This is a genomic window from Nitratireductor basaltis, assembly GCF_000733725.1.
GTDB classification, from domain to species: domain Bacteria; phylum Pseudomonadota; class Alphaproteobacteria; order Rhizobiales; family Rhizobiaceae; genus Chelativorans; species Chelativorans basaltis.
Map to the genome: position 1 here is coordinate 993,581 of NZ_JMQM01000001.1, position 22,798 is coordinate 1,016,378.

Consider the following 22,798-nt stretch of genomic DNA (forward strand, 5'->3'; position numbering starts at 1 on the left):
TGAAGCAGCCGGAGGCGGGAACCCTGAAAGGAAATCGAACCGATGCGTTCAGGTGTTATCGCACAGAAGATCGGGATGACGCGCGTCTACAACGAGGCGGGCGAGCATATCCCTGTCACGGTGTTGCGCATGGAAAACTGCCAGGTCGTCGCGCAGCGTACCGAGGAGAAGAATGGCTATACGGCTGTTCAGCTCGGTGTAGGACTGGCCAAGGTGAAGAACACGTCGAAGGCAATGCGTGGTCATTTCGCCACGGCCTCCGTCGAGCCCAAGGCCAAGCTGGCCGAGTTCCGGGTAAGCCCCGACAACCTTCTTGAGGTTGGTGCAGAGATCACTGCCGAGCACTTCGTTGCCGGCCAGAAGGTTGATGTCACCGGTACCTCGATCGGTAAGGGCTTCCAGGGTGTCATGAAGCGCCACAATTTCGGTGGTGGTCGCGCAACCCATGGTAACTCGGTATCGCACCGTTCGCATGGTTCGACCGGTCAGCGTCAGGATCCGGGCAAGGTTTTCAAGGGCAAGAAGATGGCCGGTCACATGGGTTCCACCCGCGTGACGACCCAGAACCTTGAAATCGTCTCCACGGATACCGAGCGCGGTCTGATCCTCGTTCGCGGTGCTGTTCCCGGCTCCAAGGGCGCTTGGATCGTGGTTCGTGACGCGGTGAAGGCGCCGCTGCCCGAGAACGCTCCGGTTCCGGCTGCCATCCGTGCTGCAGGCAATTCGAATTCGGCTGAGAATGCCGGTGCCAGCGAGGGTGCAGAATAATGGACGTCAAGGTAACAACACTCGCAGGCAAGGATGCCGGTAAGGTTGCTCTTTCCGATGCAATCTTCGGTCTTGATCCGCGCGAGGACATCATTCACCGCGTGATCCGCTGGCAGCTTGCCAAGCGTCAGCAGGGCACGCACAAGACCAAGGGCCGTGCAGAGATCGCACGCACCGGTGCGAAGATGTACCGCCAGAAGGGTACGGGCCGCGCTCGTCACTCGTCTGCTCGCGTACCGCAGTTCCGCGGCGGTGGTCGTGCTCATGGACCGGTTGTTCGCAGCCATGCACACGAGCTCCCCAAGAAGGTTCGTGCGCTTGGTCTGAAGCATGCACTGTCCGCCAAGGCTCGTGCAGATCAGATCATCGTGCTTGATGACCTGACCTTTGCCGACGGCAAGACCAAGGCTCTGGTCGACAGCTTTGCAAAGCTTGGTCTCTCCAATGCGCTGATGATCGGCGGCAACGAGATCGACGCCGGCTTCAAGCGGGCTGCAGCAAATATCCCGAATGTGGATGTTCTGCCGGTCCAGGGTATCAATGTTTACGACATTCTTCGTCGCGGCACGCTGGTGCTGTCGAAGTCGGCTGTCGAGGCACTCGAGGAGCGCTTCAAATGACGGATCTTCGCCATTACGACGTGATCGTCAGCCCGGCGATCACCGAGAAGACCACCATCGCCTCCGAAAACAACCAGGTTGTTTTCAATGTGGCGCCGAAGGCCACCAAGCCTGAAATCAAGGCTGCGGTTGAAGCTCTCTTCGGTGTGAAGGTGAAGGGTGTGAACACTCTTGTCCGCAAGGGCAAGGTCAAGCGGTTCCGCGGCACGATCGGCAGACAGAGCGACGTCAAGCGCGCAGTTGTCACGCTGGCCGAGGGCCATTCGATCGACATCGCGACAGGTCTTTGAGAGGCCCGGGGATTAGAACATGGCACTCAAGCACTTCAAACCGGTAACACCGGGCCAGCGTCAGCTGGTGATCGTCGACCGTTCGGGCCTCTACAAGGGCAAGCCCGTCAAGGGCCTGACCGAAGGTCTGACCTCCAAGGGCGGTCGCAACAATACGGGCCGTGTAACGGCTCGCTTCCAGGGTGGCGGTCACAAGCGCTCCTACCGTCTGATCGACTTCAAGCGTCGCAAGTTTGACGTTTCGGCGACTGTCGAGCGCATTGAATATGACCCGAACCGCACCGCGTTCATCGCGTTGGTTCGTTATGAGGACGGCGAGCTGTCCTACATCCTGGCTCCGCAGCGTCTTGCAGCCGGCGACAAGGTTATTGCCTCGTCCAAGGCCGTAGACGTGAAGCCCGGCAATGCCATGCCACTCGGCTCCATGCCGATCGGCACCATCGTCCATAATGTGGAGATGAAGGCAGGAAAGGGCGGCCAGATGGCACGTTCGGCTGGTGCTTATGCCCAGCTGGTTGGCCGTGATGATGGCATGGCGATCCTGCGCCTGAACTCCGGTGAGCAGCGCCTTGTATCCGGTAACTGCATGGCAACTGTCGGTGCAGTATCGAACCCGGATCATTCGAATGTGAGCCTCGGCAAAGCCGGCCGCAAGCGCTGGATGGGCAAGCGTCCGCATAACCGCGGTGTGACCATGAACCCGGTCGACCACCCGCATGGTGGTGGTGAAGGCCGTACTTCCGGCGGTCGTCACCCGGTTTCGCCATGGGGCAAGCCCACCAAGGGTGCGAAGACGCGGTCGAACAAGTCGACTGACAAGTTCATCATGCGCTCGCGCCATCAGCGCAAGTCTTAAGGAAAGGTAACGGCAAGTGTCCCGTTCAGTCTGGAAAGGTCCGTTCGTAGACGGTTTTCTGCTCAAGAAGGCAGAGAAGGTGCGCGAAAGTGGCCGCAAGGAAGTGATCAAGATGTGGAGCCGCCGCTCCACCATTCTGCCGCAGTTTGTTGGCCTTACCTTCGGTGTCTACAACGGCCAGAAGCATATCCCGGTCCTCGTCTCTGAAGAGATGGTCGGCCACAAATTCGGTGAATTTGCTCCATCCCGCACCTATTACGGCCACGGGGCGGACAAGAAGGCAAAGAGGAAGTAACGATGGGCAAAGCCAAAGCACCGCGCAGGCTTGCAGATAACGAGGCACGTGCCGTATTGCGCACGATCCGCGTCAGCCCTCAGAAGCTGAACCTCGTTGCTGCCATGATCCGCGGAAAGAAAGTGGCGAGCGCTCTCGCCGATCTGGAATTCTCGCGCAAGCGCATCGCCGGTACCGTCAAGAAGACGCTTGAATCGGCCATTGCAAATGCAGAGAACAATCACGATCTCGACGTGGATTCGCTGGTGGTGGCTGAGGCCTTTGTCGGCAAGTCGATGGTTCTTAAGCGTTTCCATGCACGCGGCCGTGGCCGTGGCAACCGGATCCTGAAGCCTTATTCGCACCTGACGATTGTCGTCCGCGAAGTCGAAGAACAAGTGGAGGCCGCCTGATGGGCCACAAAGTCAATCCGATCGGCCTGCGCCTCGGCATCAACCGGACCTGGGATTCCCGCTGGTTCGCGGACAATGCCGAATATGGCCAGCTCCTTCATGAGGATCTCAAGATCCGCAACTATATTCAGAAGGAACTGAAGCAGGCTGCCATTTCGAAGGTGGTCATCGAGCGTCCGCACAAAAAGTGCCGCGTCACGATCCATGCTGCCCGTCCAGGCCTGATCATCGGCAAGAAGGGCGCTGACATCGAAAAGCTGCGCCGCAAGCTGACCCAGATGACGAATGCGGAGACGCATCTCAACATCGTCGAGGTCCGCAAGCCCGAGATCGATGCCACGCTTGTTGCTCAGTCGATCGCACAGCAGCTCGAGCGCCGCGTTGCATTCCGTCGCGCCATGAAGCGTGCGGTTCAGTCGGCCATGCGTCTTGGTGCAGAAGGTATCCGTATCAACTGCTCGGGTCGTCTGGGCGGCGCGGAAATCGCCCGTATCGAATGGTACCGTGAAGGTCGCGTTCCGCTGCACACGCTGCGTGCGGATGTTGACTATGGCACGGCTGAAGCTAAGACGGCCTACGGCATTTGCGGCGTGAAGGTTTGGGTATTCAAGGGCGAGATCCTTGAGCATGACCCGATGGCTTCCGAGCGTCGTGCGGTCGAAGGCGACCAGGGTGGCAACAACCGCCGCCGTGAAAACGCCTGATAGCCGGGATTTTGGAGTAGAAAGATGCTGCAACCAAAGCGCACGAAATTCCGCAAGCAGTTCAAGGGCCGCATCCACGGCACTGCAAAGGGCGGCACGGAACTGAATTTCGGTTCCTTCGGCATCAAGGCCCTCGAGCCTGAGCGTGTAACCGCACGCCAGATCGAGGCAGCCCGCCGTGCGATCACGCGCTACATGAAGCGCCAGGGTCGTGTATGGATCCGCGTATTCCCGGATCTTCCGGTAACCTCCAAGCCCACGGAAGTCCGTATGGGTAAGGGTAAGGGTTCGGTCGATTACTGGGCAGCCCGCGTCAAGCCGGGTCGCGTGATGTTCGAGATCGACGGCGTGGGTATCGACGTGGCCCGTGAGGCGCTGCGCCTCGGTGCTGCCAAGCTCCCGGTCAAGACGCGCTTCGTACAGCGCATCGCAGAGTAGGAGACGGTTCATCATGAAGGCCGCAGACGTAAGGTCAATGACCCCTGATCAGCTCAATGACGAGCTGGCCAAGCTTAAGAAAGAGCAGTTCAACCTCCGCTTCCAGCGGGCGACGGGACAGCTCGAGAAAACCGCGCGCGTGAAGCAGGTTCGCCGTGACATTGCGCGTATCAAGACAATCGCCGCCGAGAAGTCGGCCGGCAACAACGCCTGAGGAAAGCGAACATGCCAAAGCGCGTTTTGCAGGGCACCGTGGTTAGCGACAAGGGCGACAAGACGATTGTCGTACGTGTCGAGCGCCGGTTCGCTCATCCGCTCTTGAAAAAGACCGTGCGCCGCTCCAAGCGGTACAAGGCACATGACGAGAACAACGCTTTCAAGGTCGGCGACAAGGTGTCGATCGAAGAGACGCGTCCGATCTCGAAGGACAAGAGCTGGATCGTCGTTACCGAGAACCAGGCGCAATAATTATTGGAATATGCCGGGACTGCCGTTAAGAGCAGCTTCCCAGAAGAATTAGAAGGCGGCCAGTCATGATTCAGATGCAAACAAACCTCGATGTGGCGGATAATTCCGGCGCACGTCGTGTCATGTGCATCAAAGTGCTCGGCGGCTCGAAGCGGAAATATGCTTCGGTAGGCGACATCATCGTCGTCTCCGTGAAGGAAGCCATTCCGCGCGGCCGTGTGAAGAAGGGCGACGTTATGAAGGCGGTTGTGGTTCGCACCGCCAAGGATATCCGGCGCGCGGATGGCAGTGTCATCCGGTTTGACAACAACGCAGCCGTACTCGTCGACAATAAGAAAGAGCCTGTCGGTACCCGTATCTTCGGACCGGTTCCGCGTGAACTTCGCGCCAAGAACCACATGAAGATCATTTCGCTGGCGCCGGAAGTGCTCTAAGGAGGCCGGAGAAATGCAGAAGATCAAAAGAGGCGACCAGGTCGTCGTGCTCGCCGGCCGTGACAAGGGCCGCACGGGCGAAGTAATCAAGGTGATGCCGAAGGAAGACCAGGCTCTGGTCCGTGGCATTAATGTCGTTCGCCGTCACCAGAAACAGTCAGCGCAGCAGGAAGGCGGCATCATCTCCAAGGAGTCGCCGATCAACCTGTCCAACATCGCACTGGCCGATCCCAAGGATGGCAAGCCGACCCGTGTCGGTTTCCGTGTTGGCGATGACGGCAAGAAAGTGCGTGTCGCCAAGCGCTCGGGAGAAGTGATCGATGGCTAACGCGAACATCCAGCCACGTATGAAGAAGCGTTACGACGAAGTGATCCGCAAGGAGCTTCTCGAAACCTTCAACTACAAGAACGAGATGCAGATTCCGCGCCTCGACAAGATCGTCATCAATATTGGTGTCGGCGAGGCGACTGCAGACTCCAAGAAGCCTTCGGTTGCTGCTGAAGATCTGGCGCTCATCGCCGGTCAGAAGCCCGTGATCACCCGTGCCCGCAATTCGATTGCAGGCTTCAAGGTGCGCGAAGGCATGCCGATCGGCACCAAGGTGACGCTTCGCAAGGAGCGCATGTACGAGTTCCTGGATCGCCTCGTGAACATCGCGCTGCCGCGCGTTCGCGACTTCCGCGGGCTCAACCCGAAGAGCTTTGACGGCCGCGGCAACTATGCCATGGGCGTGAAGGAACACATCGTATTCCCCGAGATCAACTACGACAAGGTAGACCAGATCTGGGGTATGGACATCATCGTTTGTACGACTGCTGAAACCGACGACGAGGCACGGGCGCTGTTGAAGGCTTTCAACTTCCCGTTCCGGCAGTAACGGCAAGCGAGAACAAGGAAATATCCTATGGCTAAAGTTAGCGCAGTCGAGAAGAACAAGAAGCGCCGGGAGATGGTCGACCGCTATGCTGAAAAGCGTGCGGCACTCAAGGCCATCATCAAGGACCAGGACAAGCCGATTGAAGAGCGCTTCAAGGCGCAGCTCCAGTTGTCCGCGCTTCCGCGCAACTCGTCCAAAACCCGCATCCGCAACCGTTGCGACGTAACCGGCCGTCCGCGCGCCTATTACCGCAAGTTGAAGATGTCCCGTATCGCGCTTCGCGAGCTTGGCAATAACGGCCAGATTCCTGGTCTTGTGAAGTCGAGCTGGTAAGGGGGCTGAAGAAATGTCTGTGAATGATCCACTCGGCGATATGCTGACCCGCATCCGCAACGCGATTGGCCGCAAGAAGACGAAGGTCTCCACGCCGGCTTCCAAGTTGCGCGCGCGTGTGCTCGATGTCCTCAAGGCCGAGGGCTATATCCGTGACTACAGCCAGGTCGACTATGACAATGGCAAGTCGGAAATCGAGATTGAACTGAAGTATCATGAAGGCGCACCGGTCATCCGTGAGATTGCACGGGTTTCCAAGCCGGGCCGTCGCGTTTATGTGTCTGTGAAATCGATTCCCCAGGTTGCGAACGGTCTCGGTGTCGCCATCCTTTCAACGCCCAAGGGCGTGATGGCAGACCACGAGGCGCGCGAGCAGAATGTAGGTGGAGAGGTTCTCTGCCAGATCTTCTGATCGGGTGGTAACCACAACGGAACAGCGAGGACGAATAAATGTCTCGTATTGGCAAAAAGCCAGTCCCCGTACCGGAGGGCGTTACCGCCACCGTCGAGGGCAAGACTGTTACGGCCAAGGGGCCGAAGGGCGAACTCAAATTCGTCGTCAATGACGAAGTGCTCGTCAAGATGGAAGATGGCGCGGTTCAGGTTGATCCGCGCGACCAGTCCAAGCTTGCACGCTCCAAATGGGGCATGTCACGCACGCAGATCGCCAATATTCTCAATGGCGTGAAGACTGGTTTCGAGAAGAAGCTAGAGATTAACGGCGTTGGTTACCGTGCAGCCATGCAGGGTACCAAGCTGCAGCTTTCTCTGGGCTACAGCCACGAAGTGGTTTATGAAGCGCCGCAGGGTGTTTCCATTGCCGTGCCGAAGCCGACCGAGATCGTTGTCTCCGGCATCGACAAGCAGGCTGTTGGCCAGGTCGCGGCCGAGATCCGCGAATTTCGCTCTCCTGAGCCCTACAAGGGCAAGGGTGTCAAATACGCGGATGAGACGATCGTCCGTAAGGAAGGCAAGAAGAAGTAAGGATCGCAGGCAATGGTGTCGAAGGTATCCGTTAAGCGGCGCGCCGCGCGCGTTCGCCGTAAGCTTAAGGCGGTCGCCAACGGCCAGCCGAGGCTTTCCGTCTATCGTTCGTCGAAGAACATCTATGTTCAGGTTATTGACGATACGAAGGGTCACACGCTCGCAGCCGCGTCCACACTGGACAAGGATCTGCAGGGCAAGCTAAAGAGCGGCGCCGACACGGCTGCTGCTGCCGAAGTCGGCAAGCTTGTTGCTGAGCGTGCCAAGAAGGCTGGTGTAACGGCTGTGGTTTTTGACCGCGGACCATACATCTACCACGGCCGCGTCAAGGCGCTGGCTGATGCCGCCCGTGAGGGTGGTCTGGAGTTTTAACCTGTTCCGGGCGAATGCGCCCGGAGCTTTCCATCAATCCCGTGCTTCCGGAAAAGAAAAAGGACAAGGATAATGGCACAAGGCCGTAGGGACGACCGTCGCGACCGCGAAGAGCGCGATAGCGAATTCGTCGACAAGCTCGTTCACATCAATCGCGTTGCCAAGGTGGTCAAGGGTGGCCGTCGTTTTGGTTTCGCAGCACTCGTCGTCGTTGGCGACCAGAAGGGTCGCGTCGGCTTTGGCCACGGCAAGGCCCGTGAGGTGCCTGAGGCAATCCGCAAGGCAACCGAAAGCGCAAAGCGCGACATGATCTTTGTCCCGCTGCGTTCCGGTCGTACGCTGCATCACGACGTGAATGGCCGCCATGGCGCCGGCCGCGTTCTCCTGCGCGCTGCAAAGCCGGGTACCGGTATCATCGCCGGCGGTCCGATGCGTGCGGTTTTCGAGACGCTTGGTGTTCAGGACGTTGTCGCGAAGTCGATGGGTTCGTCCAACCCCTACAACATGGTTCGCGCTACCTTCGATGCCCTGAAGCATCAGATGCATCCGAAGGATGTGGCTGCACAGCGCGGCATCAAGTATTCCACCCTCCAGGCTCGTCGCGGCAACGCGGTCGCCGGGGAAGAATAAGGCTGGCAGATCGTCACTGGCCTTCCGGCTGGAACGATCAATGGCAAGGAATGATGGAAATGGCAGAGAAGAAGAAGGGCGCAACGATCACCGTTGAGCAGATCGGCAGCCCCATCCGCCGCCCGAAGGAACAGCGTGCAACGCTCGTTGGCCTGGGCCTGAACAAGATGCACCGTCGCTCTACGCTTGAGGACACGCCTTCGGTTCGCGGTATGATCGCGTCCGTTGCGCACCTCGTGCGTGTCGTGGACGAAGCCTGAGATCGAGGAGCTGATCATGAAACTCAATGAACTCAGGGACAATGAAGGTGCACACGTATCGCGCAAGCGCGTCGGTCGTGGCATCGGTTCGGGCCTCGGCAAGACCGGCGGCCGCGGTGTAAAGGGTCAGAAGTCGCGCTCCGGCGTGGCGATCAAGGGCTTCGAAGGCGGCCAGATGCCGCTTTACCGTCGCCTGCCCAAGCGCGGCTTCAAGAATATCTTCGGCAAGGACTTCAACGAGGTCTCGCTTGAGCGTCTCCAGGAGGCTGTTGACGCCAAGAAGCTGGACGAGAAGGCCACTGTCGATACGGAAGCTCTCATCAAGGCCGGCGTTGTTCGCCGCGCTCGCGATGGTGTGCGCATCCTCGGCAATGGTGAGCTCAAGGCGAAGCTGAACCTTGAAGTTGCCGGCGCAACCAAGTCTGCGATCGAGAAGATCGAGAAGGCTGGCGGTTCGGTCAAGGTCACCGCAAAAGCTGCGGAATAAGTGAATAGCTGCAGGCGGCGCGTCAGCGCCGCTTGCATCCGGTTGCGGCCGGGCCTATCTGGGGCCGGTAATGCATTGACGTTGCCGCGACGTCGAGGATGTCTCCGCCGCAATGGCGGTCATAGCCGGATGCCCCGGCGGATCTTCAAGCGCGGTCGTCACAAGACCAACCGTGCAGGAACCTGGTTACGCCCAGGCGCGTGACGAAGGGGAGAAGTTCTTAATGGCATCGGCAGCCGAACAACTTGCGTCCAATCTCAATTTCGCGGCCTTTGCCAAGGCAGAGGATCTGAAGAAGCGTATCTGGTTTACGCTTGGGGCTCTGCTTGTCTACAGGCTCGGCACCTATATTCCCATGCCCGGCATCAACCCTGATGCATTCGCGCAGGCCTTCCAGCAGCAGTCTGGTGGCGTGCTTGGCATGTTCAACATGTTTGCCGGTGGTGCAGTGGAGCGCATGGCGATCTTCGCGCTCGGCATCATGCCTTACATTTCCGCCTCCATCATCATGCAGCTCATGACGTCGGTCGTGCCGTCCCTGGAGCAGCTGAAGAAGGAAGGTGAGCAGGGCCGAAAGGTCATCAACCAGTATACCCGCTATGGCACGGTAATTCTCGCCACGGTCCAGGCCTACGGTATTGCCGTGGGGCTTGAGAGTGGTGCGGACATTGTCACCGATCCGGGCTGGTTCTTCCGTATCTCTGCCGTCATCACGCTTGTTGGCGGCACCATGTTCCTGATGTGGCTGGGCGAGCAGATCACTGCACGCGGCATTGGTAACGGTATCTCGCTGATCATCTTCTCCGGTATTGTGGCGGGCCTTCCGTCTGCGATTGGCGGTACTCTCGAACTTGGCCGTACCGGGGCAATGTCCACCGGGCTCATCTTGGCGATCATTGTTCTGGCCATTGCCGTGATCGCACTGATCGTCTTTTTCGAGCGTGCACAGCGCCGGCTTCTGATCCAGTATCCGAAGCGTCAGGTTGGCAACCGCATGTTCCAGGGCGACACATCGCATCTGCCGCTAAAGCTCAATACAGCCGGTGTCATTCCGCCGATCTTCGCATCGTCGCTTCTGCTTCTGCCGGCGACGGTTGCGGGCTTCGCCGACACAACCACGCTGCCTGCATGGGCAAGCACGGTTCTTGCCACGCTCGGTCATGGTCAGCCTGCCTATATGGTTCTCTACGCCGCGCTGATCGCATTCTTTGCCTTCTTCTACACGGCGATCGTGTTCAATCCGAAGGACACGGCTGACCAGCTCAAGAAGCATTCGGGCTTCATTCCCGGCTATCGCCCGGGTGAGCGTACGGCGGACTATATCGACTATGTGCTGACTCGCATTACGGTAGTTGGTGCTATTTACCTGGTGCTGGTCTGCCTGTTGCCAGAGTTCCTGATCGCGTCCACCGGCGTACCATTCTACCTCGGCGGTACATCGCTGCTGATCGTCGTCAGCGTCACGCTGGATACCGTGGCGCAGGTACAAGGCCACCTGATTGCCCATCAGTACGAGGGGCTGATCAAGAAATCGAAACTCCGCGGGGGGAAAAGAGGACGATGAGGCTTATACTTCTTGGGCCGCCGGGGGCGGGCAAGGGAACCCAGGCTCAGCGGCTGGTCGAGAAGCTCGGCATCCCACAGCTTTCCACAGGCGACATGCTGCGCAAGGCTGTCGCTGACGGGACCGAGATCGGCAAGAAGGCCAAGTCAGTGATGGATGCCGGTCAGCTTGTCTCGGACGATATCGTCAACCAGATCGTATCCGAGCGGGTTGATGGCGACGATTGCGCCAACGGTTTCATCCTTGATGGATATCCCCGCACGCTTGTGCAGGCCGATGCGGTCGAAGTGATGCTGGAAGCAAAGGGTATGAAGCTTGATGCCGTTATCGAGCTGCGCGTGGATGACGCGATTCTCGTGGATCGCATCGCGGGTCGCTATACCTGTGCCAATTGCGGGGCTGGATATCACGACGAGAATCTGAAACCACGCCAGGAAGGCGTTTGCGACAAGTGCGGCAGCACCGAGTTCAAGCGCCGCGCAGATGACCGTCCGGATGCAGTGAAGGATCGCTTGTGGGTCTACTACAAGGAAACCGCACCGCTGATCGGCTACTATCATGCGAAGGGCAAGCTCCATACGGTTGATGGCATGGCAGAGATCGATGCCGTCACCGAAGAGATCGAAACAGTTCTGCGCTCCCTCTGAGCGTTGATCCTAAAAGCGGGCAGGGGAGTTGACTTTCCCGCCCGTTTCCGTCAAAGACCGACACAAATCGCTTTGTATTTATAGCGGTCGGTGCCGGGCTGAAGAACGATGGCCGGTATCGGGCGCTTTCGCTTTGTCCGGCCTTCAATAGTGAAGTGCCGCGAGAGGCGGCAGACAACCAAGGAGAGCCGACGTGGCCCGTATTGCTGGCGTCAACATTCCGACGAACAAGCGCGTAGTGATCGCGCTTCAGTACATTCACGGCATTGGCCCGCATTTCGCGCGCCAGATCGTGGAGCAGGTGGGTATTCCCGCAGAGCGTCGCGTGAGCGAGCTTACCGACGCGGAAGTCCTGCAGATCCGCGAGACGATTGACCGCGACTACCAGGTCGAGGGCGATCTGCGCCGCGAAGTTTCCATGAACATCAAGCGTCTGATGGACCTTGGCTGCTACCGCGGTCTGCGTCATCGTCGTTCGCTGCCTGTTCGTGGTCAGCGCACGCACACCAATGCGCGTACCCGCAAGGGTCCTGCCAAGGCAATCGCCGGCAAGAAGAAGTAATCTGGTGAATGGTTTTTGGTGAATGGTGAATGGGTCGTCCATTCGCCATTTTACCATTCACTGTTCACCCGATGGTGGAGCCGCTGGTGTTACGGCGGTGTAGAGATCAACGGAAGGAAAGTTTATGGCTAAGGAAGCCGCACGCGTTCGCCGTCGTGAACGTAAGAATATCTCGTCGGGTGTTGCACACGTCAACTCGACCTTCAACAATACCATGATCACCATCACCGACGCTCAGGGCAATGCTATTGCCTGGTCGTCTGCCGGTGCTCAGGGTTTCAAGGGTTCGCGCAAGTCGACGCCGTTCGCTGCACAGACCGCTGCCGAAGATTGTGCGCGCAAGGCACAGGAACATGGCATGCGCACCCTTGAGGTTGAGGTTTCCGGTCCCGGTTCGGGTCGTGAATCCGCGCTCCGCGCTCTCCAGGCAGCCGGCTTCACGATCACGTCCATCCGTGACGTGACTCCGATCCCGCACAATGGTTGCCGTCCGCGCAAGAAGCGCCGCGTCTAATTGCTTGCAACCGTAAGAGCGGTCCGCCGCTCCTCTGCGGTCTCCAGCACGCCCGGCACGAATGGATGGTGTCGGGGTAACGGAAGGAAAAGCTTATGATCCAGAAAAACTGGCAGGAACTGATCAAGCCGAACAAGATCGAGTTCACGTCAAAGGGCAAGACGCAGACCACCCTGGTCGCTGAGCCGCTTGAGCGTGGTTTCGGCCTGACCCTCGGCAATGCGCTTCGTCGCGTGCTTCTGTCCTCGCTTCGTGGTGCGGCTGTGACTGCTGTACAGATCGATGGTGTGCTTCACGAGTTCTCCTCGATCTCCGGCGTTCGTGAAGATGTCACCGACATCGTTCTGAACATCAAGGAAATCGCCATCAAGATGGACGGCGACGGTCCAAAGCGCATGGTTGTGCGCAAGCAGGGCCCGGGTGTCGTCACCGCTGGTGACATCCAGACCGTTGGCGATGTCGAAATCTTGAACCCGGACCACGTGATCTGCACGCTTGACGAGGGTGCGGAAATCCGCATGGAGTTCACGGTCGACAGCGGCAAGGGCTACGTTCCCGCAGAACGTAACCGTGCAGAAGATGCGCCAATCGGCCTTATCCCGGTCGACAGCCTCTACTCGCCGATCAAGAAGGTCTCCTACAAGGTCGAAAACACCCGTGAGGGCCAGGTTCTCGACTATGACAAGCTGACCATGACCATTGAAACCAATGGTTCAGTGTCCGGTGAGGATGCCGTCGCATTTGCAGCGCGCATTCTGCAGGATCAGCTCGGTCTGTTCGTCAACTTCGAGGAGCCGCAGCGCGAGCAGCCTGCAGAGCAGGTCACCGAGCTTGCGTTCAACCCGGCGCTTCTGAAGAAGGTGGACGAGCTGGAGCTTTCGGTCCGTTCGGCCAACTGCCTGAAGAACGACAATATCGTTTATATCGGCGACCTGATCCAGAAGACGGAAGCGGAAATGCTCCGCACTCCGAATTTCGGCCGCAAGTCGCTGAACGAAATCAAGGAAGTGCTTGCTTCGATGGGGCTGCATCTCGGCATGGAAGTGCAGGATTGGCCGCCGGACAATATTGAAGAACTCGCAAAGCGCTACGAAGACCAGTATTAAGCGCCCGGGGCCTTTAGAGCCTGACGGGTATGTGAAGGAGAAAAGCCATGCGTCACGGAAAATCCGGCCGCAAGCTGAACAGGACCGCCAGCCACCGCAAGGCGATGTTTGCCAATATGGCAGCATCCCTCATCGAGCATGAGCAGATCGTCACCACGCTGCCCAAGGCCAAGGAACTGCGTCCAATCGTTGAGAAGCTGGTGACGCTCGGCAAGCGCGGCGACCTGCACGCACGCCGCCAGGCCATTTCGGCCATCCGCGACGAGAAGCTCGTTCGCCGTCTTTTCGAGACGGTTGCACCGCGCTATGCATCGCGCAACGGTGGTTACCTGCGCATCATGAAGGCAGGCTTCCGCCACGGCGACAACGCACCGATGGCCGTGATCGAGTTTGTCGATCGCGATGTTGATGCGAAGGGTGCGGCTGACCGCGCTCGCGTTGAGGCAGAAGCGGCCAATGACGAGGCTGAAGCAGCATAAGCTGCCAGTTCGTTATTTGGATTTCGATCAAAGGGGCTTCAGGGCCCCTTTTTTCGTGCCCACGGTTTCGCCATCATCTTTGACTGTCATAAAGGCCTCACCCGTGATTCAATCAGCGACATTTCAAGGATACTCTTCATGGTCGGTCGGCTTGCGATGAACCGGTTATCCAAGGCGGGCTTGCTGCTCGTGGCCGTTTCGATGGCTTCCAGTGCGGTTGCCCAGGATGGTATCGCGGATGCCCTGACGGATCTGTTGCGTGGCAGTCGCACGCAGGAGGGGGCAACAGCACAACAAGGTGCATTGAAGAGGGTGCCTTTCTCGCAGGAGCAGATTCAGCTGTCATTCGCTCCGCTGATCAAGGAAACCGCGCCCGCAGTCGTAAATGTCTATGCTTCTTCCCAGGTGGAAGTGCGTTCGCCATTTGCCGGTGATCCCTTCTTTGAACGCTTTTTCGACGTGCCCCGCATGCCGCCGCGCGTACAGTCGTCGCTCGGGTCAGGTGTTATCGTGGATGCGGATGGCATCATCGTTACCAATTACCACGTCATTCGCGGAGCGGATGAAGTGAAGGTCGCCTTGGCGGATGGCCGAGAGTTTGAGAGCGAAGTGCTCTTAAAGGACGAAGGGCTTGATCTGGCTGTGCTGAAGATCAGCAATGACGGGCCGCTTCCATCGGTCAGCCTCGGGGATTCCGAAGCACTTGAGGTCGGCGATCTCGTTCTTGCCATAGGAAACCCCTTCGGTGTCGGACAGACCACCACCAGCGGCATTGTCTCCGCGCTTGCCCGTACACCGAGTGGAATTACCGATTTCGGTTTTTTCATCCAGACCGATGCTGCGATCAATCCTGGTAATTCAGGGGGCGCTCTGGTCGGGATGAATGGCAGCGTGGTTGGAATAAATACGGCGATCTTCAGCCGCTCGGGCGGATCCAACGGTATCGGTTTCGCTATTCCTGCGAATATTGTGCGGGTGGTGGTGGAAGCAGCGCAGCGCGGGGAGGACTTTTTCGAGCGCCCCTATGTAGGGGCGAGCTTCGACACTGTGACTGCGCGTATCGGCGAAGCTTTGGGTCTTGATCGCCCCACAGGTGCACTTGTCACCAATGTGACCAAGGACAGTCCCGCGGCACGTGCGGGCTTGCGCAGCGGCGACCTGATACTTCAGGCTGAGGGCAAACCGGTGCAACATCCCGAAGGGCTGGAATATCGCCTTGCAACCATGCCTCTGGGGTCCGCGGTGAAGCTGATTGTCCTGCGCGATGAAAGCCAGGTTGAGATCGAACTTGCGATCGAGCGAGCGCCGGATAGCGATGCCAAACCTCTGTCAATTGCGGGAAACAGCCCCTTTGCCGGTGTGACTGTGCAGGAACTGGGTCCGCGCCTTGCGCAGCGTCTGCGTCTTTCGGTAGACCTTGAAGGCGTCGTCGTCACAGGGATGGAGCGGGGGACACCTGCAGCGCGCGTTGGTTTGCGCATTGGTGACATCGTGCGGGAGGTCAATGGGGAGGCCATAGAGACGGCTTCCGACCTTGCCGAGATCACCAGTTCTGGCGCACGTTGGTGGCAGTTCACGATCGAACGCGACGGGCGGTTGATGCGCCAGGTGATCCGGTATTGAGGTGTTCAAACAGGTATGGGTGATCTCTTCCAGGCACCGCCAAATGTCTCAGGGCAAGTTGGTCAGCCTTTGGCTGAACGCTTGCGTCCAAGAAAATTGCAGGATGTCGTCGGACAGGAACATCTGACGGGGCCGAATGGCGCACTTACACGCATGATCCGATCCGGTTCGCTGGGGTCGCTGATTTTTTGGGGACCGCCTGGAACCGGAAAGACTACGGTCGCGCGGCTGCTTGCCGGTGAGACCGAGCTTGCCTTCGAGCAGATATCCGCAATCTTCTCCGGTGTCGCAGACCTGAAAAAGGTGTTCGAGGCCGCACGGCTGCGTCGCTCGCAGGGGCGGCAGACACTCTTGTTTGTGGATGAGATCCATCGCTTCAATCGGGCGCAGCAGGATTCGTTCCTGCCCGTGATGGAGGATGGCACTGTCATTCTCGTCGGAGCGACGACGGAAAATCCGTCCTTTGAGCTCAATGCCGCATTGCTGTCGCGGGCCAGGGTCCTGACGTTCCAATCCTTGGGTGAAGATCATCTGTCGCATCTGCTTGCGCGCGCCGAGGCGCTGGAAGAGAAGGCGCTTCCCGTTGATGACGGTGCCCGAACCATGCTGCTTCGTATGGCCGATGGCGATGGTAGATCTCTGCTGACGCTTGCTGAAGAAGTCTGGCGCGCTGCCGGTGAGGAGGAAACCTTTGATGCCGAAGGTCTGCTGAAGGTCGTCCAGCGGCGGGCTCCCATCTATGACAAGGGACAGGACGGGCACTACAACCTCATCTCAGCGCTGCACAAATCCGTGCGGGGCTCCGATCCGGATGCCGCCCTATACTATCTTTGCCGGATGTTCGATGCGGGCGAAGACCCTCTTTATATAGGCCGGCGCCTGGTGCGCATGGCTGTCGAGGATATCGGGCTCGCCGACCCTCAGGCACTTGTCATTACAAATGCCGCGAAGGACGCCTATGACTATCTCGGCTCGCCCGAGGGGGAACTGGCCTTGGCACAGGCATGTGTCTATCTGGCGACCGCGCCAAAGTCGAATGGCGTCTACACCGCATTCAAGAGCGCCTATCGTGCCGCGAAGGAACATGGTTCGCTTCTTCCACCCAAGCACATATTGAACGCGCCGACCAAACTGATGAAAGAAAGCGGTTATGGTTCGGGCTATCGCTACGACCATGATGAACCGGACGCGTTCTCGGGCCAGAACTATTTTCCAGAGGCTCTCGGACGCCAGGTGTTCTACGATCCACCGGAACGTGGATTTGAAAGAGAGATACGCAAGCGGCTGGACTACTGGTCGAAGCTGCGCCGCGAGCGGGGGGAAGGTTGAGCTTTCTGTTGGTGTTCCTGGGAGGCGGAGCAGGGGCGAGCCTTCGCTATGTTAGCGCACAATGGATCGGGCGCCTGGTCGGGCCCGGGTTTCCGGCTGGAACAATGACCGTCAACGTGGTCGGCTCTTTGGCGATGGGGCTCCTGATCGGTTATCTGGCACGTCGCGCCGAAGGAGTCGGAGAGGGCGCGCGATTGTTGTTGGCTACGGGTTTCCTTGGCGGCTTCACGACCTTTTCCGCCTTTTCGCTCGATTTCGCTGATTTATGGGAGCGGCAGGCCATGCAGGCCGCGCTGATTTACGCGGTGCTCAGCGTAATCCTATCCATCATTGCCGTCTTTGTTGGTTTGTGGCTCGCAAGAAGCCTTCCTTAATGCTATTGGCCGCAGTCGAAATGGATGCAGGTAAATGGCTGGCGTAGAACAGATCAAGATTGACGAGGGCGAGGCAGGAATGCGCCTCGACCGGTGGTTCAAGTCTCACTATCCGGGACTTGGGTTTGGACAGTTGCAGAAGCTTTTGCGCACAGGGCAGGTTCGAGTGGACGGCGGTCGCGCGAAGGCTGATACGCGTGTCCAGCCGGGACAGATGGTGCGCGTGCCGCCGCTGCAGGTCGACCACAAGGCTTCCGGGCCAGCCACGGTTCGCACGATGCGCGGGCAGGCTGACGGCGACGTGCTCTCGCAAATGCTCATTCATGAGGATGACAAGGTCTACGTCTTCAACAAGCCCGCGGGGCTTGCCGTGCAGGGCGGATCTGGCGTCGCGCGTCACGTGGACGGCATGCTGGAAGCCTGGCGCAACAAGAAGGGCGAGAAGCCGCGCCTTGTCCATCGGCTGGACCGCGATACTTCCGGTGTTCTCGTGGTTGCAAGAAGCCGGTTGGCCGCAATGAAGCTTGCCGAGGCGTTTCGTGCCCGCGAAACGCAGAAGATCTATTGGGCGCTCGTGAAAGGCGTGCCAAAGAAACGCGAAGCAAAGATTTCCACCTGGCTTGCCAAGGAGCAGACGCCTGATGGCGACCGGATGCGTGTGGTAAAGCATGGCGAGCCGGATTCCGACCATGCGGTCTCGAACTACAAGATCGTTGAACAGGCCGGAACGGCGTTATCGTGGTTGCACATGGAGCCTTATACGGGGCGTACGCACCAGCTGCGTGTTCATGCCGCCCATATCGGCTGTCCGATCATCGGCGATCCGAAATATTTCGAGGCCGACCAGAACTGGGAACTGCCTGGTGGCTTGCAGAACCGGCTGCATCTCCATGCCCGGCGCATCATCATTCCGCATCCCTCAGGTGGAAAGCTTGATGTAACGGCTGAAATGCCCGGACACATGCAGCAAGCCTGGAACCTGCTTGGCTTCGACGAGACGCTTGGCGAAACGGAAAGCTGAACGGACAAGCCCTTTCGCTGCCGATACCGGAAACCTATGTGAGTTGTCATGCGTGAAATTCTGACCGATCTCGAAACGCCTTCTCCGTTGTCAGACCCCGACCCGGTCAAGCGCGCGCAGAAGCAGATGCGGACACCTCTTCCGAAGCGCTTCTACAAAAGCGTGGAAGTAGGCGAGGCAGATGGCGGTTTTCGAGTGCTTCTGGATGGCAAGCCGGTGCGCACCCCTGGCAAGGCGGTGGTCGTGCTTCCGGTGGCCGAGGCTGCAGAGATCGTCCGGGCAGAGTATGATGCGCAGGACAAGGAAGTGGATCCTTCCACCATGCCCGTGACGCGCTTGGTGAACACGGCCATCGACGGCGTGGCGCAGGACCCGCAGGCTGTCGCGGAAGATATTCTGCGCTTCGTGTCGAGCGATCTTCTCTGCTACCGCGCGGATGGCCCCGAAGCACTGGTCGAGAAACAGCGCGAACATTGGGATCCGGTTCTGGATTGGGCCGAGCGGCGTTTTGGCGGGAGCTTCAACCTTGCCGAAGGTGTCATGCATGTCGAGCAGCCGCGTACAACTGTCGCTTCCGTAGGCACCTATCTGCGGGAGCGTACGGAGCCCCTGCGCATTTGTTGTCTGCATCTCATGACGAGCCTTACCGGTTCAGCCCTTATCGCACTTGCCGTAGAGGACGGGCACCTTACGGCCGAAGCCGCGTGGGCGGCTGCGCATGTGGATGAGGACTGGAACATCACCCAATGGGGCGAGGACAGCGAAGCGGCCCAGCGCCGGGCCAATCGCTGGCGCGACATGAAAGCTGCCAGCGACCTTTTGGCTGTTCTGCCCTGATACTGCCGGTCACGGGGACGCTTCTACGGGAAAGTGCAGCTGTTCCACCAGTTGAGCCGTGTCTTTGGACGCGTGGCCACGCTGAAGCATCGTGGCAATCAGCATAAAGATGAGGCTTCCGGCGAGCCCGGGCACTGCAATCCGGTAAATGTCGAGGCCGAGCCAAGGCTCGGCAGTCACCAGCAGGTGATAAAGCCAGCCTGAGCTGGCAGTGAAACCCCCAACAATTCCGGCACTTGCTGCAATCCGGCCCGGCTTCTTCCACCATATACCGAGAACGAGCGGGAAGAAGAGGCAGGCGCCGCAAAGGGCCAATGTCACTGCGATCAAGGGAAGCAGGGCGTGCTCCACAATTGTTGCCGCAATCGCACTTCCTATTGCCAGAACGATCATTCCCACTCTTGTAGCAAACAGCCGCAATGCCGTATCTGCTTTCCGGCCTGCTGCCGCGAAGATGATGTCATTGCTGAGCATGGCCCCCATGACCGCGAGCGTCAGGCTTGCGATGGCAAGGCAGGCCGCCAGAAGCCCGGTCGCGATCAGGGCACTCCACACCTGCGGCAGATCCAGAGCTGGCGGCAGTTCCAGAAGCGCCGCTACGGATCCCGCGATGTCCGGGGATTCCACCTCCAGGCCCGACGGCTGAGGGACGGTCCCATTCATCCCCAGATATGGAAGAAGACTGAAGCTGAGCGTGAAGAGAAAAATCAAGGCGAGTGCCCACGCGCTGGCACTTCGGGACGAGCGAATATCCCGTGCGGCGAAATAGGGAGCGTGCAGGAGCGGTGTCGAGGCGATCGCCGCTGCAAGGGACAACATGAGGGTCGCCGCGCTCCAGGGGTCAAATGCCGAAGGCTCAAGGTCTCCGCCCGGTGCCGGGGCGCGAGGAAGAGAGGCTCCACCGGTCTGACCCTCCAACATTCCCGTTCCCATGAGGAATTGCGGCAGGCATACCGCGATCGTGGCCAGGGCCATGGCGCTGAGGAGAATGCCTGTCGTGGTGGCAAAGCTGCGCATGCCGCCAAAGAGCGTGCCGAGCAGGGCGAAAGCGGCAACGACAATGGTGGCGGGCAGGGCGGGCAGTGCGAATGTGACTTCCAGAACCGTACTTGCTATGACGAACGCCGCAACAAGGAGAGCGGCCGATACGGGCAGACAAACAAGGGCTGCAAGTGCGCGCACGGACCGACTTGCGTATCTGCGGCCCAGAAAGGCAGGTACGGAAGCTTCGCCGCTCTTGCGCAATTGGGGAGCGATGCATGTGTTCAGGATGATGAAGGCGCTCGATCCCCCCACCACAGCTGGAAGCAGATTAACGCCAGGTGCGTTGCGGGGGCCGGAGAACGTCAATACCACGGCGCCTGCAAGCATTGTGGATGCGAGCATGGCCCCTGCAGTCTTTCCACTTGGCGAGCGATCGGCCAGCAGGAAAGCGTTTTGGGTCATGGTGCGCGCGGCAAATGCTCCATGAAGGAAGAATATAGCGCTACAGCCAACATAAACGATGTCGATCGTACCGCCGGCCGTTCCCAGAATTTCCAGGATGATCAGGAGTGCGATCAGACCGACACATGCGAGAATATAGGAGAGAGTGAATTTTCGCGTCGAGCGCGGATGCTGGATACCTTGGCCGTTCACAATTGGCGCTCCTCAAAGCCGAATGCACGGTCGAGCGCCTGACGGCGCGTTAAGTGGACGATCAGGATGACCAGATGCAGGATGATCAAAACCGGCAATGACATTGTGTGATGGAGAGCTGCAGTTCCGCTGTGGATCATGAACAGCAGCGTGAACCAGATTGCCGCAGTCGCCGCGAGGCTCGCAATGACGAGGTTGCGGCACTTCCGGTGATAACGCGTCCGCGCATCGAGTTTCTGCATTCTGCCTCCCCCATCCCCGCGACTGCAGAGAATCGCCCTGTCTCCCGGTCCAGTTTCGGGCAGAAGAGCGTGGAAGGGAACTGCTGCTGGCGCCTTTCATGTGCAGGTTAAGCTGCAGTTTTGCCTGTTCTCGCCCAAATATATGAAAAAGGCCCTGCATTGCTGCAGGGCCATTTTCCGATTTCTCGCGTTCTGCTGCGCCTAGCGCTTTGCGATCGGTACGTAATCGCGCTGGGTGGAGCCGGTATAGAGCTGGCGCGGACGACCGATTTTCTGGTTCGGGTCTTCGATCATCTCTTTCCACTGGGCGATCCAGCCGACGGTACGTGCGAGCGCAAAGAGCACGGTAAACATGGTGGTCGGGAAACCGAGCGCCTTCAGCGTAATACCGGAGTAGAAGTCGATATTCGGATAGAGCTTCTTTTCGATGAAGTATTCATCGGTTAGCGCAATACGCTCCAGCTCCATGGCGATATCGAGCTGCGGATCGTCCTTGATGCCGAGTTCGCTGAGGACCTCATGACAGGTCTTCTGCATGATCTTCGCGCGCGGGTCGTAGTTCTTGTAGACCCGGTGGCCGAAGCCCATGAGGCGGAACGGATCGTTCTTGTCCTTTGCCCGATCGATATATTCGGGAATGCGGTCGACCGAACCGATCTCGGACAGCATGTTCAGTGCAGCTTCGTTCGCGCCGCCGTGAGCGGGACCCCAGAGACAGGCGATGCCGGCGGCGATGCACGCAAAGGGGTTTGCGCCAGACGAACCGGCGAGGCGAACGGTGGAAGTGGATGCATTCTGCTCGTGATCAGCATGCAGGATGAAGATGCGCTCCATCGCACGTGCCAGAACAGGGTTCACCTTGTACTCTTCGCACGGCACCGAAAAGCACATATGCAGGAAGTTGGCCGCATAGCCGAGATCGTTCTTCGGGTAAACGAAGGGCTGACCGACGTGATATTTGTAGGCCATGGCCGCGATGGTCGGCATTTTCGCAATCATGCGCAGGCTTGCGACCATGCGCTGGTGCGGGTCGGAAATGTCCGTCGAGTCGTGATAGAAAGCAGACATGGCACCAACCACACCACACATGACCGCCATGGGATGTGCGTCCCGGCGGAAGCCGGTGAAGAAGCGGTTCATCTGCTCATGCACCATGGTGTGGTGCGTCACGCGGTAATCGAAGTCCTGCTTTTGAGCCTTGGTCGGCAGTTCGCCATAGAGCAGCAGGTAGCAGGTCTCGAGGAAATCGCCGTGTTCTGCCAACTGCTCGATGGGGTAGCCGCGGTGGAGCAGGATGCCTTCGTCACCATCGATATATGTGATCTTGGATTCACAGCTTGCCGTGGAGGTGAAGCCGGGATCATAGGTGAACATCCCGGTGTTCTTGTACAGTGCACCGATATTGATGACATCGGGTCCGAGCGTACCGTTCAGTACCGGAAATTCTTCGCTGTCGCCACCAAGCTCCAGTTTCGCACTCGACTCTGACATCGCAACACCTCTTCCATATGTGAAACTTGGGGGCGCGGATAAAACTCCGCGTAGGAGACGCGGCCCGCCGCAGGTGGCACTTAGCTATCGCATTTGTCCGCCCATGCCAAGCGCACCGCACCCCCAATGTTGCAGCGCAACGGCGATGTGCAGACCAAAGTA

The 22,798-nt window shown here is 58.8% G+C and carries 34 protein-coding genes; 31 read left to right on the plus strand and 3 right to left on the minus strand.

Going from position 1 to position 22,798, the window contains the following annotated elements:
* The first annotated feature begins 42 nt into the window (after positions 1–42).
* The 31 genes from rplC to EL18_RS04825 all read left to right on the plus strand — a co-directional run bounded on the left by rplC (position 43) and on the right by EL18_RS04825 (position 19,265).
* On the plus strand, positions 43–768 hold the full coding sequence (rplC, locus tag EL18_RS04675; RefSeq protein WP_036480286.1) for a 50S ribosomal protein L3: 726 nt from the start codon (positions 43–45) through the stop codon (positions 766–768).
* A complete protein-coding gene (rplD, locus tag EL18_RS04680) occupies positions 768–1,388 on the plus strand; it encodes a 50S ribosomal protein L4 (protein ID WP_036480288.1) in 621 nt (206 codons plus the stop codon). Before rplC ends, rplD begins: the two co-directional genes overlap by 1 nt.
* A complete protein-coding gene (locus EL18_RS04685; RefSeq protein WP_036480290.1) occupies positions 1,385–1,678 on the plus strand; it encodes a 50S ribosomal protein L23 in 294 nt (97 codons plus the stop codon). Before rplD ends, EL18_RS04685 begins: the two co-directional genes overlap by 4 nt.
* A 19-nt stretch (positions 1,679–1,697) precedes the next feature.
* Positions 1,698–2,534, plus strand: a complete 837-nt coding sequence (rplB, locus tag EL18_RS04690) for a 50S ribosomal protein L2 (RefSeq protein WP_036480292.1) — start codon at positions 1,698–1,700, stop codon at positions 2,532–2,534.
* 16 nt (positions 2,535–2,550) lie between these two features.
* Positions 2,551–2,829 (plus strand): 30S ribosomal protein S19, encoded by a 279-nt coding sequence (gene rpsS / locus EL18_RS04695; protein ID WP_036480295.1) that lies wholly within the window; start codon positions 2,551–2,553, stop codon positions 2,827–2,829.
* Between the two features lie 2 nt (positions 2,830–2,831).
* Positions 2,832–3,221: a 50S ribosomal protein L22 gene (rplV, locus tag EL18_RS04700; RefSeq protein WP_036480298.1), complete on the plus strand. Its 390-nt coding sequence runs from the start codon at positions 2,832–2,834 to the stop codon at positions 3,219–3,221.
* Entirely contained in the window at positions 3,221–3,925 is a 705-nt protein-coding gene (rpsC, locus tag EL18_RS04705; RefSeq protein WP_036480299.1) for a 30S ribosomal protein S3, read from the plus strand. The genes rplV and rpsC overlap by 1 nt, the downstream gene beginning before the upstream one ends.
* A 24-nt stretch (positions 3,926–3,949) precedes the next feature.
* Positions 3,950–4,363: a 50S ribosomal protein L16 gene (gene rplP / locus EL18_RS04710; protein WP_036480302.1), complete on the plus strand. Its 414-nt coding sequence runs from the start codon at positions 3,950–3,952 to the stop codon at positions 4,361–4,363.
* Positions 4,364–4,376: 13 nt separating this feature from the next.
* Entirely contained in the window at positions 4,377–4,577 is a 201-nt protein-coding gene (gene rpmC / locus EL18_RS04715; protein ID WP_036480305.1) for a 50S ribosomal protein L29, read from the plus strand.
* Between the two features lie 11 nt (positions 4,578–4,588).
* Positions 4,589–4,831: a 30S ribosomal protein S17 gene (gene rpsQ / locus EL18_RS04720; RefSeq protein WP_036480307.1), complete on the plus strand. Its 243-nt coding sequence runs from the start codon at positions 4,589–4,591 to the stop codon at positions 4,829–4,831.
* Positions 4,832–4,896: 65 nt separating this feature from the next.
* Positions 4,897–5,265 (plus strand): 50S ribosomal protein L14, encoded by a 369-nt coding sequence (gene rplN, locus EL18_RS04725; protein WP_036480309.1) that lies wholly within the window; start codon positions 4,897–4,899, stop codon positions 5,263–5,265.
* Between the two features lie 13 nt (positions 5,266–5,278).
* Positions 5,279–5,593, plus strand: coding sequence for a 50S ribosomal protein L24 (gene rplX, locus EL18_RS04730; protein ID WP_036480311.1), 315 nt, complete (start codon positions 5,279–5,281; stop codon positions 5,591–5,593).
* On the plus strand, positions 5,586–6,143 hold the full coding sequence (gene rplE, locus EL18_RS04735) for a 50S ribosomal protein L5 (protein WP_036480313.1): 558 nt from the start codon (positions 5,586–5,588) through the stop codon (positions 6,141–6,143). The genes rplX and rplE overlap by 8 nt, the downstream gene beginning before the upstream one ends.
* Before the next feature lie 27 nt (positions 6,144–6,170).
* Positions 6,171–6,476, plus strand: a complete 306-nt coding sequence (gene rpsN, locus EL18_RS04740; RefSeq protein ID WP_036480315.1) for a 30S ribosomal protein S14 — start codon at positions 6,171–6,173, stop codon at positions 6,474–6,476.
* Positions 6,477–6,489: 13 nt separating this feature from the next.
* Positions 6,490–6,888 carry a 30S ribosomal protein S8 gene (gene rpsH / locus EL18_RS04745; protein WP_036480317.1) on the plus strand — a complete coding sequence of 133 codons (399 nt, stop codon included), beginning with the start codon at positions 6,490–6,492 and terminating at the stop codon, positions 6,886–6,888.
* Positions 6,889–6,926: 38 nt separating this feature from the next.
* Positions 6,927–7,460 carry a 50S ribosomal protein L6 gene (gene rplF / locus EL18_RS04750; RefSeq protein ID WP_036480319.1) on the plus strand — a complete coding sequence of 178 codons (534 nt, stop codon included), beginning with the start codon at positions 6,927–6,929 and terminating at the stop codon, positions 7,458–7,460.
* A gap of 12 nt (positions 7,461–7,472) precedes the next feature.
* Positions 7,473–7,832: a 50S ribosomal protein L18 gene (gene rplR, locus EL18_RS04755; RefSeq protein ID WP_036480321.1), complete on the plus strand. Its 360-nt coding sequence runs from the start codon at positions 7,473–7,475 to the stop codon at positions 7,830–7,832.
* 72 nt (positions 7,833–7,904) lie between these two features.
* Positions 7,905–8,462 carry a 30S ribosomal protein S5 gene (rpsE, locus tag EL18_RS04760; RefSeq protein ID WP_036480324.1) on the plus strand — a complete coding sequence of 186 codons (558 nt, stop codon included), beginning with the start codon at positions 7,905–7,907 and terminating at the stop codon, positions 8,460–8,462.
* A 59-nt stretch (positions 8,463–8,521) separates the two neighbouring features.
* Complete coding sequence (gene rpmD, locus EL18_RS04765; protein ID WP_036483986.1) at positions 8,522–8,722, plus strand: 50S ribosomal protein L30; 201 nt, start codon at positions 8,522–8,524, stop codon at positions 8,720–8,722.
* Positions 8,723–8,738: 16 nt separating this feature from the next.
* On the plus strand, positions 8,739–9,209 hold the full coding sequence (gene rplO, locus EL18_RS04770; RefSeq protein ID WP_036483989.1) for a 50S ribosomal protein L15: 471 nt from the start codon (positions 8,739–8,741) through the stop codon (positions 9,207–9,209).
* A gap of 223 nt (positions 9,210–9,432) precedes the next feature.
* Complete coding sequence (gene secY, locus EL18_RS04775) at positions 9,433–10,773, plus strand: preprotein translocase subunit SecY (RefSeq protein WP_036480326.1); 1,341 nt, start codon at positions 9,433–9,435, stop codon at positions 10,771–10,773.
* Entirely contained in the window at positions 10,770–11,420 is a 651-nt protein-coding gene (locus EL18_RS04780) for an adenylate kinase (RefSeq protein WP_036480328.1), read from the plus strand. Before secY ends, EL18_RS04780 begins: the two co-directional genes overlap by 4 nt.
* 193 nt (positions 11,421–11,613) lie before the next feature.
* Complete coding sequence (gene rpsM / locus EL18_RS04785) at positions 11,614–11,982, plus strand: 30S ribosomal protein S13 (protein ID WP_036480332.1); 369 nt, start codon at positions 11,614–11,616, stop codon at positions 11,980–11,982.
* Positions 11,983–12,106: 124 nt separating this feature from the next.
* Complete coding sequence (gene rpsK / locus EL18_RS04790; protein WP_036480335.1) at positions 12,107–12,496, plus strand: 30S ribosomal protein S11; 390 nt, start codon at positions 12,107–12,109, stop codon at positions 12,494–12,496.
* A 95-nt stretch (positions 12,497–12,591) separates the two neighbouring features.
* Positions 12,592–13,602 carry a DNA-directed RNA polymerase subunit alpha gene (locus EL18_RS04795; protein WP_036480337.1) on the plus strand — a complete coding sequence of 337 codons (1,011 nt, stop codon included), beginning with the start codon at positions 12,592–12,594 and terminating at the stop codon, positions 13,600–13,602.
* Positions 13,603–13,649: 47 nt separating this feature from the next.
* A complete protein-coding gene (rplQ, locus tag EL18_RS04800; protein ID WP_036480340.1) occupies positions 13,650–14,081 on the plus strand; it encodes a 50S ribosomal protein L17 in 432 nt (143 codons plus the stop codon).
* 138 nt (positions 14,082–14,219) lie between these two features.
* Complete coding sequence (locus EL18_RS04805) at positions 14,220–15,704, plus strand: DegQ family serine endoprotease (protein ID WP_425277132.1); 1,485 nt, start codon at positions 14,220–14,222, stop codon at positions 15,702–15,704.
* Positions 15,705–15,719: 15 nt separating this feature from the next.
* Complete coding sequence (locus EL18_RS04810) at positions 15,720–17,033, plus strand: replication-associated recombination protein A (protein WP_036480342.1); 1,314 nt, start codon at positions 15,720–15,722, stop codon at positions 17,031–17,033.
* Positions 17,030–17,407: a fluoride efflux transporter CrcB gene (gene crcB, locus EL18_RS04815; RefSeq protein ID WP_036480345.1), complete on the plus strand. Its 378-nt coding sequence runs from the start codon at positions 17,030–17,032 to the stop codon at positions 17,405–17,407. The genes EL18_RS04810 and crcB overlap by 4 nt, the downstream gene beginning before the upstream one ends.
* A 34-nt stretch (positions 17,408–17,441) precedes the next feature.
* A complete protein-coding gene (locus tag EL18_RS04820; RefSeq protein ID WP_036480346.1) occupies positions 17,442–18,428 on the plus strand; it encodes an RluA family pseudouridine synthase in 987 nt (328 codons plus the stop codon).
* A 48-nt stretch (positions 18,429–18,476) separates the two neighbouring features.
* Positions 18,477–19,265 (plus strand): ATP12 family chaperone protein, encoded by a 789-nt coding sequence (locus EL18_RS04825; RefSeq protein WP_036480348.1) that lies wholly within the window; start codon positions 18,477–18,479, stop codon positions 19,263–19,265.
* Between the two features lie 9 nt (positions 19,266–19,274).
* On the opposite strand, the gene EL18_RS04830 is transcribed toward EL18_RS04825, so the two are convergent.
* The 3 genes from EL18_RS04830 to gltA form a co-directional block, all read right to left on the minus strand.
* Positions 19,275–20,903, minus strand: coding sequence for a sodium:solute symporter family transporter (locus tag EL18_RS04830; RefSeq protein WP_036480350.1), 1,629 nt, complete (start codon positions 20,901–20,903; stop codon positions 19,275–19,277).
* Entirely contained in the window at positions 20,900–21,145 is a 246-nt protein-coding gene (locus EL18_RS04835; protein WP_036480352.1) for a hypothetical protein, read from the minus strand. The genes EL18_RS04830 and EL18_RS04835 overlap by 4 nt, the downstream gene beginning before the upstream one ends.
* Before the next feature lie 201 nt (positions 21,146–21,346).
* Entirely contained in the window at positions 21,347–22,636 is a 1,290-nt protein-coding gene (gene gltA / locus EL18_RS04840; RefSeq protein WP_036480354.1) for a citrate synthase, read from the minus strand.
* Positions 22,637–22,798 lie beyond the last annotated feature (162 nt).

Bases quoted from the DNA above. Each gene is read 5' to 3' on its own strand.
- rplF (WP_036480319.1), top strand. From the start codon at position 6,927: ATGTCTCGTATTGGCAAAAAGCCAGTCCCCGTACCGGAGGGCGTTACC.
- rpsE (WP_036480324.1), top strand. From the start codon at position 7,905: ATGGCACAAGGCCGTAGGGACGACCGTCGCGACCGCGAAGAGCGCGAT.
- rplO (WP_036483989.1), top strand. From the start codon at position 8,739: ATGAAACTCAATGAACTCAGGGACAATGAAGGTGCACACGTATCGCGC.
- rplP (WP_036480302.1), top strand. From the start codon at position 3,950: ATGCTGCAACCAAAGCGCACGAAATTCCGCAAGCAGTTCAAGGGCCGC.
- rpmD (WP_036483986.1), top strand. From the start codon at position 8,522: ATGGCAGAGAAGAAGAAGGGCGCAACGATCACCGTTGAGCAGATCGGC.
- EL18_RS04825 (WP_036480348.1), top strand. From the start codon at position 18,477: ATGCGTGAAATTCTGACCGATCTCGAAACGCCTTCTCCGTTGTCAGAC.
- rpsQ (WP_036480307.1), top strand. From the start codon at position 4,589: ATGCCAAAGCGCGTTTTGCAGGGCACCGTGGTTAGCGACAAGGGCGAC.
- rplQ (WP_036480340.1), top strand. From the start codon at position 13,650: ATGCGTCACGGAAAATCCGGCCGCAAGCTGAACAGGACCGCCAGCCAC.
- rplC (WP_036480286.1), top strand. From the start codon at position 43: ATGCGTTCAGGTGTTATCGCACAGAAGATCGGGATGACGCGCGTCTAC.
- rpmC (WP_036480305.1), top strand. From the start codon at position 4,377: ATGAAGGCCGCAGACGTAAGGTCAATGACCCCTGATCAGCTCAATGAC.
- EL18_RS04805 (WP_425277132.1), top strand. From the start codon at position 14,220: ATGGTCGGTCGGCTTGCGATGAACCGGTTATCCAAGGCGGGCTTGCTG.
- rplR (WP_036480321.1), top strand. From the start codon at position 7,473: ATGGTGTCGAAGGTATCCGTTAAGCGGCGCGCCGCGCGCGTTCGCCGT.
- rplV (WP_036480298.1), top strand. From the start codon at position 2,832: ATGGGCAAAGCCAAAGCACCGCGCAGGCTTGCAGATAACGAGGCACGT.
- rplD (WP_036480288.1), top strand. From the start codon at position 768: ATGGACGTCAAGGTAACAACACTCGCAGGCAAGGATGCCGGTAAGGTT.
- rpsH (WP_036480317.1), top strand. From the start codon at position 6,490: ATGTCTGTGAATGATCCACTCGGCGATATGCTGACCCGCATCCGCAAC.
- rplB (WP_036480292.1), top strand. From the start codon at position 1,698: ATGGCACTCAAGCACTTCAAACCGGTAACACCGGGCCAGCGTCAGCTG.
- rpsK (WP_036480335.1), top strand. From the start codon at position 12,107: ATGGCTAAGGAAGCCGCACGCGTTCGCCGTCGTGAACGTAAGAATATC.
- EL18_RS04835 (WP_036480352.1), bottom strand. From the start codon at position 21,145: ATGCAGAAACTCGATGCGCGGACGCGTTATCACCGGAAGTGCCGCAAC.
- secY (WP_036480326.1), top strand. From the start codon at position 9,433: ATGGCATCGGCAGCCGAACAACTTGCGTCCAATCTCAATTTCGCGGCC.
- EL18_RS04810 (WP_036480342.1), top strand. From the start codon at position 15,720: ATGGGTGATCTCTTCCAGGCACCGCCAAATGTCTCAGGGCAAGTTGGT.
- rpsC (WP_036480299.1), top strand. From the start codon at position 3,221: ATGGGCCACAAAGTCAATCCGATCGGCCTGCGCCTCGGCATCAACCGG.
- EL18_RS04820 (WP_036480346.1), top strand. From the start codon at position 17,442: ATGGCTGGCGTAGAACAGATCAAGATTGACGAGGGCGAGGCAGGAATG.
- rplX (WP_036480311.1), top strand. From the start codon at position 5,279: ATGCAGAAGATCAAAAGAGGCGACCAGGTCGTCGTGCTCGCCGGCCGT.
- EL18_RS04685 (WP_036480290.1), top strand. From the start codon at position 1,385: ATGACGGATCTTCGCCATTACGACGTGATCGTCAGCCCGGCGATCACC.
- EL18_RS04780 (WP_036480328.1), top strand. From the start codon at position 10,770: ATGAGGCTTATACTTCTTGGGCCGCCGGGGGCGGGCAAGGGAACCCAG.
- rpsN (WP_036480315.1), top strand. From the start codon at position 6,171: ATGGCTAAAGTTAGCGCAGTCGAGAAGAACAAGAAGCGCCGGGAGATG.
- gltA (WP_036480354.1), bottom strand. From the start codon at position 22,636: ATGTCAGAGTCGAGTGCGAAACTGGAGCTTGGTGGCGACAGCGAAGAA.
- EL18_RS04795 (WP_036480337.1), top strand. From the start codon at position 12,592: ATGATCCAGAAAAACTGGCAGGAACTGATCAAGCCGAACAAGATCGAG.
- rplN (WP_036480309.1), top strand. From the start codon at position 4,897: ATGATTCAGATGCAAACAAACCTCGATGTGGCGGATAATTCCGGCGCA.
- rplE (WP_036480313.1), top strand. From the start codon at position 5,586: ATGGCTAACGCGAACATCCAGCCACGTATGAAGAAGCGTTACGACGAA.